The sequence below is a fragment of the Rhizobium sp. 01L419 genome, from assembly GCF_056400025.1.
Genome location: NZ_JBFTSM010000002.1, coordinates 172215 through 185558, shown reverse-complemented (window position 1 = coordinate 185558; position 13344 = coordinate 172215). Strand labels below are relative to the sequence as shown.

9 protein-coding genes and 1 pseudogene are annotated in these 13344 nt (G+C 58.7%); 5 read left to right on the top strand and 5 right to left on the bottom strand.

The window, feature by feature from the left end; translation table 11 throughout:
- Positions 1-821 precede the first annotated feature (821 nt).
- Positions 822-1910: a hypothetical protein gene (locus tag AC1DUP_RS04750; protein WP_477832203.1), complete on the bottom strand. Its 1089-nt coding sequence runs from the start codon at positions 1908-1910 to the stop codon at positions 822-824.
- Positions 1911-2530: 620 nt separating this feature from the next.
- Between AC1DUP_RS04750 and AC1DUP_RS04745 the strand changes: the two genes are divergently transcribed.
- From AC1DUP_RS04745 to AC1DUP_RS04725, 5 genes and pseudogenes are all read left to right on the top strand, one after another.
- Positions 2531-3106 carry a PE-PGRS family protein gene (locus AC1DUP_RS04745; RefSeq protein WP_477832202.1) on the top strand — a complete coding sequence of 192 codons (576 nt, stop codon included), beginning with the start codon at positions 2531-2533 and terminating at the stop codon, positions 3104-3106.
- Positions 3107-3310: 204 nt separating this feature from the next.
- Positions 3311-5026, top strand: coding sequence for a type I secretion system permease/ATPase (locus tag AC1DUP_RS04740; protein ID WP_477832201.1), 1716 nt, complete (start codon positions 3311-3313; stop codon positions 5024-5026).
- Between the two features lie 14 nt (positions 5027-5040).
- Entirely contained in the window at positions 5041-6486 is a 1446-nt protein-coding gene (locus tag AC1DUP_RS04735) for an HlyD family type I secretion periplasmic adaptor subunit (protein ID WP_477832200.1), read from the top strand.
- Between the two features lie 7 nt (positions 6487-6493).
- Positions 6494-6751, top strand: a pseudogene (locus tag AC1DUP_RS04730) (transposase); the annotation flags it as partial.
- Positions 6752-7214: 463 nt separating this feature from the next.
- On the top strand, positions 7215-7769 hold the full coding sequence (locus AC1DUP_RS04725; RefSeq protein ID WP_477832275.1) for a hypothetical protein: 555 nt from the start codon (positions 7215-7217) through the stop codon (positions 7767-7769).
- A 236-nt stretch (positions 7770-8005) separates the two neighbouring features.
- Here AC1DUP_RS04725 and AC1DUP_RS04720 read toward each other — a convergent pair whose 3' ends face one another.
- The 4 genes from AC1DUP_RS04720 to AC1DUP_RS04705 all read right to left on the bottom strand — a co-directional run bounded on the left by AC1DUP_RS04720 (position 8006) and on the right by AC1DUP_RS04705 (position 13290).
- Positions 8006-9067, bottom strand: a complete 1062-nt coding sequence (locus AC1DUP_RS04720; RefSeq protein WP_477832199.1) for an Ldh family oxidoreductase — start codon at positions 9065-9067, stop codon at positions 8006-8008.
- Between the two features lie 70 nt (positions 9068-9137).
- Entirely contained in the window at positions 9138-10658 is a 1521-nt protein-coding gene (locus tag AC1DUP_RS04715; RefSeq protein ID WP_477832198.1) for an ABC transporter substrate-binding protein, read from the bottom strand.
- 192 nt (positions 10659-10850) lie between these two features.
- Complete coding sequence (locus tag AC1DUP_RS04710; RefSeq protein WP_477832197.1) at positions 10851-11756, bottom strand: 5-dehydro-4-deoxyglucarate dehydratase; 906 nt, start codon at positions 11754-11756, stop codon at positions 10851-10853.
- Positions 11757-11772: 16 nt separating this feature from the next.
- Positions 11773-13290 (bottom strand): aldehyde dehydrogenase (NADP(+)), encoded by a 1518-nt coding sequence (locus AC1DUP_RS04705; RefSeq protein ID WP_477832196.1) that lies wholly within the window; start codon positions 13288-13290, stop codon positions 11773-11775.
- Between the last annotated feature and the right edge of the window lie 54 nt (positions 13291-13344).

The following is a 13344-nucleotide window of genomic DNA, read 5'->3' as shown; positions in this document are numbered from 1 at the left end:
CTGAATCGACTTGTCGCTGCAGACTTTCCAGTCTTCGCCTAATTGACGTACGGCAAGCAAGTCAACAAAGCTTTCAAAGGCACTGAAAAGGTAGCCGATCTACTACAGACCCTTTCCGGAAAGAGCCGTTGGATATAACGAGCTGCCGATCAGCTCGGCTTTGTTTCCATTTCTCAATTCAAAGCAGGTGCAGACCTCGACAGTGAAAGCGACTAACGCGAAAAGTGACACAAGCGTGAGATCGCGGATAACCCGTTATGATTATTGAAAAACTCGGCTCTGGCGACGCATAAATACCAGTTAGCATCGTTTTCACTCAGGCAGCACTCCGCCGGTACCCGCAGATGCAGGCCGGAGGCAACTGCCTCGCCGCCGACATCCAAAGCATGTCACCCAAAAGTGTACAGCGGTTTTGCGACGACGACATGCGAAAACAAAGGCCTACGCATCGGCCCGCAAATCGGAATCGATTTGCGGGCCGATGCGTAGATTAAAAGAGTCAGAGGGTTCCTTAGCGCGTCCGAATGGACGCTCAGCGTTCTAAAGTGTGGCAAGCGAATCTCAAAGATTGTGACACGCCTTAAGGCAATGCGGATAGGTCATGGTGGAATGTTCGGCGTCTCAATGAGCCGGCCGTGGCCATGTCGGCCCGGGAGACGGAAGCCGGGCGGAGGAAGCAATTCAACATAAGGCTTGAAATGGCACGAAGAACAGTCTCGTGCAATTGAGCCTCCGTAAAGCAAGTGGGGAGTCCATCCGCTAGAGTATTGTTTTCACGCGATTCCGAACGCAAACCGCTGCACGCTTTTGCTGGAATTGCGCTAGCTATGCATGAAGCCCAGAATGTCGTCTACGAGAGCCGAATGGGCGTCCGTGAGGTTGCCCCCGCCGCCATGGCCCCCGATACCGGCCAGCTGAAGCGCATCCTGATCATAGAGAACGTGATCGATCTGTTGGGCGTCTGCCGTGCCACCGGCGGGAACGGCAATGTTGATGGGATGGAAATAGGCGAGATTGACGTCGACCATGCTGCCGGTCGACGATCCGTCACCGCCACCGCCGCCCGCATGGCTGCCGGTGAAAATCGTGTCTGACGACAGGTTGAAGCCACCGCCATCGCCGCCCATGCCCGCGATCTGCATAGTGCGCTGATCGAAAATGACATTGTTTGTCTGATGAGCCTCCGCCGAGCCGCCTGCGGCGCCGATGGCGATGTTGATCGGTGAGAAGATGGCAATACTAATGTCGACCATGCTGCCGACGAAATATCCATTGCCGCCGTGGCCCGCATAAAAGTCGCCCGTCAACGTGAGCGCAGTTCCCGGGCTCATCGACGGGCCGTGGCCCGCGACGTTATGGTCTCCGCCCGAGCCGCCCATGCCGCCGATCTGGGTTGCGCCCTGCAGGAACAATGCGTTGTTCGATTGATCGGCGTGAGCCTCCGCGCCAGGGCCTGCAGCCACGGCAGTATTGACAGGGGCAAACACCGCGACTGCGGTGCTGACGAGTCCACCGTAGAAAAGCCCATCGCCCCCGCTGCCGGCATGATTGCCGCCCTCGCCGCTGCCGATGGCAACATTGCCGCTTCCGCCATTCCCGCCTATCCCGGCCATTTCGGTGGGATGCTGATTGATGAGCGCATCGTTGCCCTGGAAGGCGTTGGCAGCCGAATGCGGTCCTGCAATAGCGGCATTGGACGGCATGAAGACGGCCAATGCGTTGCTGCTAATCACGCCTTCGCTTATTCCATCACCGCCGCTGCCGGCTGAATTGTGGCTTGGACCGGAAGCGATATCCAATGGAAGCCAGGTCGGCACCAATGCCAGATGCCCCGCGGCCAAGGCGGAGACGAGGTGTTGATCGGTGCCTGCCTTGGGCAAGTCTTCCAGTAAGGGACGAGTTTCCGTCATTACCGTCTCCATTCCGCGGTCAACCGCACGTCCACCGATGCATGCGGCGGTATGCAGCCTGAATTGTTCAGCCATTGTGCATCTGAACGGACGAAAAGCAGAGCCTGCAATTCGTCTACATCCCGTCGGCTAGTTCTGTAGCCATTTGGCTGTCATGGCGCGCAGCGCCCGTTGTGCGAGTTTGAGAGCACTCAATCCGCCTTTGGGTTAGAGGCCCCGCATCTTGCACCCCCCGTTCTCGCGGCGTGTCATGAGAGTTTTTCAGCCCAGAACAGGATCTTCTTTTCCAGGCGCAACCTGATCAGAACCCCGCAATAGAGCCGGTTTGCTTGGGCGGCCGTTGCTTCGAAAAACGACGTCGCTTCTACGATGTCTCAGACATGATCATAACAATGCTATCCGGCGCCAAATCACCAGGTACCGATCCAAAATAACGCTCCGCCACTCCAAGTATACACCCGAAAGAACGTCACCGAATATCTAGATAGTTCACAGATTAAATCGCAGGCATTATTCGCCCGCGGTTGTATTGTCTGGCGGTGACATCCTGAATACCCACACCGTAGGGGGGGACGCCGTCGAAGAAACCCGGACGAAACGAAGTAGAAGGAGTGACATCAATGCCTATTCCACAAATGTCTGACACGATCTATCTCCACAACCCGGATGCGGGTGACGCGAATGCCGGCAACGGCGGCGATGGCAACAACCATGGCAACATCGACTTCCACCCGGTTGCGTATGTTGAACCTACGCAAAAGGTCTACGGGGCAGATACCGATCTGCACAACGGCGACCACGTTTGGCAGAAGGCAGATTGGGACGCCGGCAATGCCGGAGACGGTGGCTTTGCCCAGGCCAAGAACGGCTTCCTGGCGGCGGTCACGAACAGCGGCGACGGCGGCGCGGGGGGAGATTCCCACTCCAACGGCAGTCAAGGAAACTCGAGCGGCGGCGACACGGCTGCGGTGGCTGCGGCTACGACCGCGACACAATATACGCAGCTCGTGGCTGATCAGAAGGCCACCATCCTCGCAGGCGTCGGCGGCAACGGCGGTGACGGGAACATGGCTCGCGGCGGCGATATCGGGTCAGCATTGGTTCACACGGATCCCGAAACGACCACGGTGACCAATACCCTCGATCATTTCATAAACGCCTTCGGCCATATCGACGTCAGCCATCTCGGCTCATGAACCCCAGCGCATAACCCCGAAAATCGGAATCGATTTTCGGAAAGGATTATGCGCAAATTCAAAGTGATAGAGCCCTCAGCGCGTCTGAAAAGACGCGCGGCGCTCTAGCCCTGAGGGTCGCCGGTTTCGGCTGGCGACCCTCCTATATTGCTGAACCAGCAAGCGCCCTGTTCTTGTCAGTATCAAATGCAGCGAGATCTGATAATGGCAACGATTTCCATAAAACCATCGCGCCCGCAGACACACCTCGTTGTTGCGCTCCGAGCTTGCACCGGAGCCTTCGGGTTGGTCTTCCTCTATAGCTGCGGCTACAATCTCTTTCTTCTGGCGCCTTCCATCTACCTCCTGCAGATCTATGACAGGGTCCTGTCGAGCCGAAGCTCTGACACGCTCCTGATGCTGACGTTGATCATCGCCGTCGCGGTGCTGGTCGGGTCCATGCTCGATATCGTGCGCAGGGCAGCTCTTTCGCGCATCGGGAGCTGGCTGGACCACAGGCTGCGGCCCGTGGTGCTGACCGCATCATTCGAATATGCCGCTCGCGCCGATACGGGAGCCGCCACGGAATGCTACAGGGATCTGGCCGCATTGCGCCAGTTCCTCGATTCACCGGCCAGCTCGCTGTTTTTTGACGTTCCCTGGGCGCCGCTATTCCTGCTCCTGCTCTTTCTTGTTCATCCGCTGCTCGGGACCATCGGTCTTCTGAGCGCATTTGCACTTCTGCTGTTTGCATTCCTGACGGAACTGGCGACGCGAGAGCCGCTTGGCCAGGCCAATCTTGCCCTTTCGAGGAGCTATCTGCGATTTGCGACCGCCCTCAAAAACATCGAGGTTATCAGGGCGATGGGCATGCAGGATGGCGCAGCGCAGATCGTCTATCGCGATGCGGAAATGGCAAGAAGGTCGCAGGACATCGCGATGCATCGCACGGAGATCATTCTTGGTTTCTCCAAATCGATCCGCACACTCGCGCAGATCCTCATGATGGGATCGGCGACATGGCTGGTGCTCGCCAACAATGGCAGCCCCGGAATCATCTTCGTTGCCAGCCTGTTGCTCGGACGCGGGCTCGCGCCGATCGAGGGCGCAATAGGGGCATGGCGCGCCTTCACGTATGCTCGCAATGCCTTCAATCGTCTGAACAATATGCTGATAACAGTTGCATCGGGATCCGATGCCCGAATGGTGCCGGTACCGGAACCCGGTGGCCTCGTTCTCGATAACGTCAGCTATATCAAGCCATTCGCCAATCAGCCAATATTGACGGATATCACCTTGCGCCTGGCACCTGGCGATTGCGTAGCGCTTATCGGTCCGTCCGGATCGGGAAAATCGACACTTGGACGCGTCATAGCAGGCGTTGTGCAGGCGACGAGCGGATGTGCTCTTCTCGGTGGGGTCGATATCTCGGCTCTACGCCTTTGCGGCGGGACCCGCCACGTCGGATACCTGCCGCAGGACATCGAACTCTTTGGCGGAGCGATCAAGGATGTGATCGGCCGGCTGGACGGAGGAGATCCCGGCAAGGCGATCGACGCCGCAAAGCTGGTCGGATTGCACGAAGCGATCATGCGGCTCCCGCGAGGCTATGAGACCGATATCGGTGAAGGGGGAAACCTGCTCCTTCGAGCTCAGCGCCAGCAGCTGGGACTGGCACGGGCGGCCTATGGAAATCCATCTCTTATCGTTCTCGACGATCCGAATTCGAGCCTGGATTATGACGGCGAACGAATGCTGTTCATGGCAATCGAGCGCATGAAATCCAGGGGCATGACCATCGTCATCATAACGCACCGGATGGGGATCCTGCCGGTCACCAACAAGATTGCCGTCATGCGTAACGGGACCGTGGCTGCCTTCGGCGACAGTGAGCGGATTTATGAAACTTATCTTCAACCACCGTCTCGAACAAGAACATAGGGAAGGACGCTGCCATGACCCTTGTTCAACTGGACGCAAAGCCGGCGAGATCTTCAAATTGGTCAAAGACGGTCCAGCGGTTCGCTCGACGATCGACAGCGGCAACCAGGCAACAGACGGCCTATTCGTCTGATATCGGATCGCAACAGCGCGGGCTCGCCCCCCCTTCACCCATGCCGGGGCTCAGAGGCGTTGTTTGGACGGGTAACCTGTTGATCCTGGTCTTCATCGTCGGATTGGGGATCTGGTCGGTTCTGGCGCCGCTTAAAAGCGCTGCGATCGCATCGGGCGTCATCGAGCCGGAATCCAGCCGCAAGACCATTCAACATCTGGAAGGCGGGATCGTGCGACGGATACTCGTCAAAAACGGCGATGCGGTCACGGCCGGGGAAGTCGTGATAGAACTCGACGATACAAAATCTCGCTCGGAGCGCGACAGCATTCAAGGGCAACTTTGGGACGCCGAAGGAAGCCGCGCCCGCCTGCTTGCGGAGCAGACGGGCCGCGACAATGTCGCCTATCCCCAGGATCTCAGGGCAGCAATGGACAAATATCCTGCGGTCAGCGCGATTCTGACCGGGCAACAGAAAATTTTCGAAGCCCGCCGCCGGGTCATGCAGGCGGAAATCAGGATCACCAATGAGAAAATCGCGCAGGTGCGGCAGGAAATCGTCGGGCTTGGCGCGCAGAAGGCGGCACTGGCCGACAGAGTCACAATCTCGCAGCAGGAAATGGAACAGGTTGCGGTCCTCAACGCCAAAGGACTGGAAAAAAAGAGCCGGCTTCTCAACCTCGAGCGGGAAAAAGCAGACCTTGACGGCCAGCAGGGTGAAGTAGAGGCACAGATCTCTCGCGCCTACCAGGTGATCAGCGAATCACAGGCCGATCTCGCAAAGCTTGAGAGCGACCGGTTGAGCGAAGTCGCCCAAGGTATGCGCGATATGGAAAGTCGGATCATGCAACTGCGCGAGCGCTTGCGGGCGATCGACGACCAGCTTTCAAGGACCGATATCCGAGCTCCCGAAGACGGAACAATCATGAATCTGCGCATCCACACATCAGGTGGAGTGATCGGCGCGGGCGAGCCGCTCGTCGATCTCTTGCCACGCTCCGATCGCCTTATCGTGTCTGTCCACGTGAGACCAGAAGACATCAATCTCGTCCGTGTGGGGCTCGAGGCACAGGTTCATCTCCTTCCATACAATCAGCGGCGCGTTCCACTCCTGAAAGGTCGTGTCGAGTATGTTTCAGCGGACCGTCTCACCGATACGCAGAACGGCCAGCCCTACTTTGCCGCGACAATCCGTGTCACGGACGAGCGGTTGGCGAAAATGAATGATGTCGAACTGGTCGCGGGCATGCCCGCACAGACACTGATCGAAACGGGCAAAAGCAGCGTGGCGCTCTATGCCGTTAGACCACTCCTCGACAGTTTCAACAGAGCATTTCGCGAGGACTGACACGGTGATGGGCAAGAGAAAATTCGACGACGACCAGATTACCGGCATTCTGAAGGAGCACCAGGCCGGAGTGACGGTGGCAGATGTTTGCCACAGACACGGTATCAGCGAGCCGACCTTCTACCGGTGGCAATCCCTGCAGTTCCGAAATGTCGGTCTCGAAGCCAAAAGGGTGAGAGCACTGGAGGAAGAGAACCAGAAGCTCAAGAAGCTTTTGGCCGAGGCCATGCTCTCGGCGGCAACGCTCAGCGAGATGCTGGCGAAGACATCGAACGGGCGAAACTAACCTCTAAATGAGGGAGCGGGGCGAAGGATACGGCTGTATCTGCAGGCGTTCGAGCCCACCGTCCAGCTCTTGCCATCGCTTATTGGCAAAATCAACTTTCGCTAGAATGAAGTACTTATCGATAAAAAACAATTCACTATCCTGTACAATCATACGTTGACATCAACAGCGGGGCGCCTGAAGAGGATTCGTCAGGAATATTTCCTCAAGTTGCATTTCATTCATGTCCCGCGGATTCTTTCATTCAACATCTTTCCCCTCTTTCAAAACCGACAGGTTCCCCTTTGACCCATCTCTTTCCAATGTAGGCCAGGCGCCGCCACTTTCATACAAGATATTGTTTATAAAGGATAAAATTATTGTCGGTAGAGAAATTGGCAGGCTGCAAGAGCYGGCTGGCGATCTCCCAGACTTATCACTTCAACGTCCTCAGAGAGTTATCATGCGCCTATCACGGCTTCTCGTGGCCTTTCCTCTTTTTGTCCTCCTCACCTCTTGCGTAACCACGGATCCGAGGCTTGCGTCGGTGCTTCGGGAGACCTCTGTCACCCAAATCCGTGTGGAGACGGCGCCCGATATCAACATGGGAGGCTTCGACCGCACGCGAGCCGATCCACAACTACCAGCAGTCGTTCGCGCGCTCGATAGTTCGCTGAACCGTGACGTTAAGGGAGTGCCGGACGGCAAGACAGCGGGCAGACTGATCGTCACCCTGCACATCGTCGATCTTTCCAGTAAAGCCGGACGCATCATTGCCGGCAATGACAGCTATATCTCCGGAACGGTTCGCTTGGAGGACACAAAGACGGGCCGACTGATTGCTGAGGCCCAAAACATTCGCGGCGAAGACAAGGGAATTCGAGGTGACGGGGAGATCGGGATCGTCATAGCCATGGCGATCAATGCCGCGCAGTCTTCCCAGACAGAGGACGCTCTCGCGCAGAGACTGTCGGATGCCTTCAGCCGCAAGGTAAAAGCCTGGCTGACGCAAAAATAGATCCGACTTGCAACGCAGATGATTTGGGAATCCGGCGCCGGTTCCGCAAAACCATGAACCACTCTAACCGCGGGCTGCACTGCGATCGGCAGCGAGGTCTTCGCATCGCGGGGCAGCGTCGAGTGGATGCGGCTCGACACGCCCTGTCACCTCTCTCCAAACGACCCGTTCCGCAGGGAAGGTCCTGCGTCATCCACTACGCCATGACGGCCGACAAAAAGGTCCCGGTGCTTTCTTTACGCGGCGACGTCAGGAACAGGCACGCCGAGTATCTCGGCATGTTTACAGAGCTTCTCCCAGGGCACATCGCCGACCGGCACACCCTCTTCCAACGCCAAACGGCGCCGGCGCGCTGCGCTGTCACCCGGCATACGGACGGGGCCATTGTTCCAGGGCGCCGGAGGATTATTGCGGCATGCGGTCGCAAGAAAGTCAGACTGCACTGTAAAAGCGTCCAGCCCGGCGAAAAAAGCGGGATCAATGACTTGCACAAAAGCGCTTTGCGAAAAGACACCGGATGGCGCATTCGCCCGCCCCTTGCCGGAAAGCCCCTGCCCCAGCAGTTCGACTATCAGGCTGAGACCAAACCCCTTGTGTCCCTTCAGCTGACCGCCGAGAGGCATCATCGTCCCGCCACGTTCGGTCACCTCGCGCGGATCGTCGGTCGGCTCGCCTGCGGCGGTGAAAGCCCAGGCCTCGGGAAATCTCTTGCCGGCCTTGGCCAAATTTTGCGTCATGGTCGTGGTGGTAATCGATGCCGAAACGTCGATCAGGATCGGATCCGTGGACGTCGGAAAGCCGGCGGCCATCGGGTTGGGCGTCAGTAGCGGCTTAGTGCCTCCATAAGGCGCAACACGGCTTGCGGCCGGGTGCGACACCGACAACTGTACGATGAGGCCCTGTTCGGTGACCTTTCGCATGAAGGCTGAAAGAGCACAGGTATGATGACAATTGCGGATTGCGGCGGTGACGACGCCATGATCGCGTACGCGTTCGCAGGCCTGGTTGATCGCCATAGTCAGCAGCCATGCGCCTGGTAGCGATTTGCCGTCCCAAACAAAGGCTGCGCCACGGTCGTTGACGACCTCATAGCTGCCCGACTTTGCCAGCGAACCGTCTTCCAACGCCTCGACATACCAGTTCAGAAGGCTGACGCCATGCGTTTCATGGCCGATCATGTCGCCTTCCACCAGGATGGCGGCTGTCATTTCGGCCTTGTCGGCCTCCATGCCCGCGCAGGTCAGTATTTGCTCGGCGAATTGGGTTAGGGCAATACGGTCGATCAGAGGCATGGGCATCCATCCGTCATATCCGAGAAAGTACGGGCCGCCATGAGCGGGCAGCCCGTGCCTGAATCGGCTCACGAGGTCACTTGAAGTGGATCTGCGACAACTGCAGCTCGGAATTCGTCGCAATCGTCGGCTTGAAGTCGAGACGCGGCGAGACACGCGTGAAGCCCACCATGTGAAGCATCGGGATGTCGGCAATGATCTCGGTGTTCACCTTGGCGAAAAGCTCCTTCCAGAGTTTCGTGCGATCGTCGCCGGTGGCGGCAGTCGCCTTGGCAATTAGTGCGTCGACAGCCGGATCCCGAACCATGGAGTGGGAGCCGTCGGTCGCGTATTTTACAAAAGCGGTGAAGACGGGATCGCCGGTCGCATTATCGTGCTGCGACTGGGTCAGCGTCGGGCCTGAATTGGCTACGAAAGGTGCAACGAAGTATCCGTTCCACACGGAAACGTCATACATGTCGAGCTTTACGTTCAAACCTATTTCCTGAAGCATTGCCATTATCGCTTCCATCGCTTCGGTCGCATTGGGATATTGCCCGTTGCGACCGATGATGCGAATCTCACGATCGACCGGGACACCATCAGCTTTCGCCGCTTCCACCAGTTCCTTTGCTTTTTCCGGATCATAGGACCAGACGGGGATATCGGCATTGTATCCGATGGTGGTCGGCACGACGAGCTGTGTTGCGATCTTCGCCTGTTCTGGGAACAGCGTTCCGAGCATCGCCTGACGATCGATGGCGAGGTTCATAGCTTCGCGTATGCGTCGGTCGTTAAGCGGCGCCTCGCGCGTATCAATGCGCAGCGATGTCGTCTCCGAATTCGGATAGGCGAAATCGGTTTCCTTGTTGGTGGCATCCTGCACGGATACGGCGGGAACGACATCTGCTTCGCCTGCATCGACCATGGCGGCGGCGACCGCACTGTCAGAACGGAAGAGATAGGTGGCTTGCTCCACCTGCGGCTTCTCACCCCAATAGTCCGGATTGCGCTTCAGCACGATGGACTGGCCGATATCCCATTTGTCGAACGTGTAAGGGCCGGTTCCAATCGGCTTGCGGGTAAACTCGTCAGCTGGGGTCGCCTCGGCCGATTCCACAGCCATCACGGTCATTAAAAGCGGAAGAATCGGCTGCGCCGGCTTTGTCGTAATGCGGATCGTGTTGGCGTCCGGCGTTTCGAAGCTGAATTCCGTGCCGCCGAAATATTTGCCGCCGGTCTCGCAACTGAGCTTCTTGTTCTTGTTGCGCTCGATCGTGAACTGGACATCTTTGGAGGTGAACGGCTTGCCATCGTGCCATTTGACATTCGGGCGCAGCTTGAACTCCCAGGTGTCGTCGTCGATCTTCGACCACTCCGTCGCCAGGCGGGGCTTGAGGCCGCCGTTGACGTAGTCAAATTCGACCAGCATCTCGTTGACGTTTTCAGAAATGACCCGGCCGACGTCCTGGCGGGCAGCCATACAAGGCTCGACGACATCGACGGTTTCGGCAAGCACAACACTTACGTTGCGTTTGGCATCTTCAGCCTGAACCGAGCCGAAGCTCAGCGCGATCATCGTGGTGGATAGGCAGGCAGCTCTGATATGCAGTTTCATTCCGTTCTCCTCCCATGCGCCTTCGGCGCTCCTCACATAAAATTTCCTCGTCTACTTTCTGGGATCCGGCACCATTTTCTCCCGGCATGCGGATCAACTGATACACAAAAGCACTAATATTTTAGTTGATATACTCGATCAAACGCGTCACCCGACGCACGAGCTTGCAACCCTGTCCGGGACGCTGAAACTTCACTTGGCCGAAGCAATCAGTGCGCGCATCATCCCGACTTCCTCGTCGGTAAGATCTGTCAGCGGCGCACGTACCGGTCCCGTCTCAAAGCCGCGCAAACGCACGCCTGCCTTGACGGCGGATACCGCATAACCCGTTTTGCGATCGCGGATGCGGGCAAAAGGATAATAGAAGTCGCGTAGCATCTGTTCACAGGTCGCGTCATCGCCGGCAAGGAATGCCTTGTGGAATCTCAATGCCGTTTCAGGCACAAAATTGAAGACCGCCGAGGAATAGGTCGACATGCCGGCGCCGCGATAAGCCTGGGCGAACAGTTCGTGCGTCGGCATGCCACCGATATAGGAAAGACGGTCACCGAGGGCGATCGTGACACGGCGCACCGTATCGATGTCACCGGTACCATCCTTGAAACCGATCAGATTGGGGCATTCGTCGGCAAGCTGGGCAAGCTGCTCGGCCGAAACCCGTGCCTGGCCACGATTATAGACGATAACGCCCATATTGGTGGCCTTGCAGACGGCCCGGACACGCGCCGCGATGCCGTCCGCCGGCGCCTCGGTCAGGTAATGCGGCAGCAGAAGAATGCCGTCGCCACCTGCCGCCTCGATCTCGCGGGCCATGTCGCAGGCAATGCGCGTGCCGTAGCCGCATCCGGCAATCACCGGCGCGTCGCCAGACACGGCACGGGCGGCCTTCACCACCTCAACCACCTCGCCCGGCGTCAGCGAGAACAGCTCACCCGTGCCGCCGGCAACGATCAGGCCGGCGACGGGATAAGATGACAGCCATTCCAAATGCGCTGAAAACGGCTTGGTTGCAAATCGATCCTCCGCATCGAAAGGCGTGACGGGAAAAGACAGAAGGCCGTTTCGAATGATCTCGCGAAGTTCGGTCGGGGCGATCATCGTGCTACTCCTCGTTTCAGTTCCGCAGGTCTGCGGGCAACAGCGCGGCGGGGAAATTCTGGTAGGCCACGGGGCGCAGGAACCTGCGGATCGACATGGTCCCGACGCTGGTTGCGCCGAAATTGGTCGAGGCCGGGTAGGGTCCGCCATGCACCATGGAATCGACGACCTCGACGCCGGTCGGGAAGCCATTGACGAGCACCCTGCCCGCCTTCCTTTCGAGGATCGGCAGCAGGTCGCGGGCAATGCCAATATCTGCGTCGTCCATATGGATCGTCGCGGTCAGTTGCCCCTGGAAGCTTTCAGCAAGGGCGACCATTTCTTCAGGCGAGCCGACGCGCACGATGAGGCCGAGAGGACCGAACACCTCCTCGCCGAGCGAATGATCGGCAAGCCAGGCCGAGCCATTCGTCTCGAACAGGTTCGGGCCTGCAGCACGCTCAGCACTCTCTGTCGTCAGAACCGGCGCGACCGCGTTGCTTGCCCGCATGCGTTCGACACCTTCGCGATAAGCGGTGGCGATACCTTTGGTCAGCATGGTCTGAGGCACCACTTTTTCAAGAGCGGCCTTGGCAGCGCCGGTGAACTTGTCCGCCTCCGGCCCGTCAACGACGACAGCAAGACCGGGATTGGTGCAGAACTGGCCGGCACCGAGCGTCAGCGAACCGGCCCAGCCTGAACCGAGCGCCTCTGCCCGGGCAGCGGTAGCGGCCGGCAGCAGGAACATCGGATTAACACTGCCGAGTTCGCCGAAAAAGGGGATCGGTTCAGGTCGCTGGGCACAAAGGTCAAAGAGCGCACGGCCGCCGCCGAGCGAGCCGGTAAATCCAACGGCCTTGATGGCCGGATGGGTCACCAGAGCCGTTCCGACATCACGGCGGCCGCCCTGGATCAGGCTGAACACGCCGGCCGGCATGCGGGTGCGCTCGACAGCAGCTGCAATGGCCTCCGCAATGATCTCGCCTGTGCCGGGATGAGCGGAATGTCCCTTCACCACGACCGGGCATCCCGCGGCAAGCGCGGCTGCCGTGTCGCCGCCGGCCGTCGAGAATGCGAGCGGAAAATTCGAGGCGCCGAAGACGGCGACCGGGCCGATCGGCCGTTGCACCAGACGGATCTCGGGCCGCGGCGCCGGTTGCCGATCGGGTTGGGCCGCATCGAGGCGAGCGTCGAGATGCGCACCCTTGCGGATATGGTCGGCGAACAGTTTGAGCTGGCCGGTGGTGCGACCGCGTTCGCCGTCGAGGCGGCCTTCTGGAAGTCCGGTTTCCTGCGTTCCGATGAGGGTGACCGCCTCACCGCGCTTGTCGATCTCCTCGGCGATTGCCTGAAGGAAGATGGCGCGCTCCTCGCGTGTCGTTGCCGAAAACGCCGCAAAGGCAGCTTCGGCCGCGCGGCAGGCGCGGTCGACCAGTTCCGTCGTACCGACGGCAAAATCATGAGCCTGCCCATGGGCCGGCTCGGAACGAAATGTCGCCGTTCCGGCAATCCATTCGCCGGCAATGAGATGCCTGCCTGAAGGGGTCCAGGTCATTGTTATCCTCCTCGGCGGAGCCTTGCTCCCTGCTTATGCATGACGATCTGTTGC

Bases quoted from the DNA above. Each gene is read 5' to 3' on its own strand.
- AC1DUP_RS04715 (WP_477832198.1), bottom strand. From the start codon at position 10,658: ATGAAACTGCATATCAGAGCTGCCTGCCTATCCACCACGATGATCGCG.
- AC1DUP_RS04735 (WP_477832200.1), top strand. From the start codon at position 5,041: ATGACCCTTGTTCAACTGGACGCAAAGCCGGCGAGATCTTCAAATTGG.
- AC1DUP_RS04750 (WP_477832203.1), bottom strand. From the start codon at position 1,910: ATGACGGAAACTCGTCCCTTACTGGAAGACTTGCCCAAGGCAGGCACC.
- AC1DUP_RS04705 (WP_477832196.1), bottom strand. From the start codon at position 13,290: ATGACCTGGACCCCTTCAGGCAGGCATCTCATTGCCGGCGAATGGATT.
- AC1DUP_RS04745 (WP_477832202.1), top strand. From the start codon at position 2,531: ATGCCTATTCCACAAATGTCTGACACGATCTATCTCCACAACCCGGAT.
- AC1DUP_RS04710 (WP_477832197.1), bottom strand. From the start codon at position 11,756: ATGATCGCCCCGACCGAACTTCGCGAGATCATTCGAAACGGCCTTCTG.
- AC1DUP_RS04725 (WP_477832275.1), top strand. From the start codon at position 7,215: ATGCGCCTATCACGGCTTCTCGTGGCCTTTCCTCTTTTTGTCCTCCTC.
- AC1DUP_RS04720 (WP_477832199.1), bottom strand. From the start codon at position 9,067: ATGCCCATGCCTCTGATCGACCGTATTGCCCTAACCCAATTCGCCGAG.
- AC1DUP_RS04740 (WP_477832201.1), top strand. From the start codon at position 3,311: ATGGCAACGATTTCCATAAAACCATCGCGCCCGCAGACACACCTCGTT.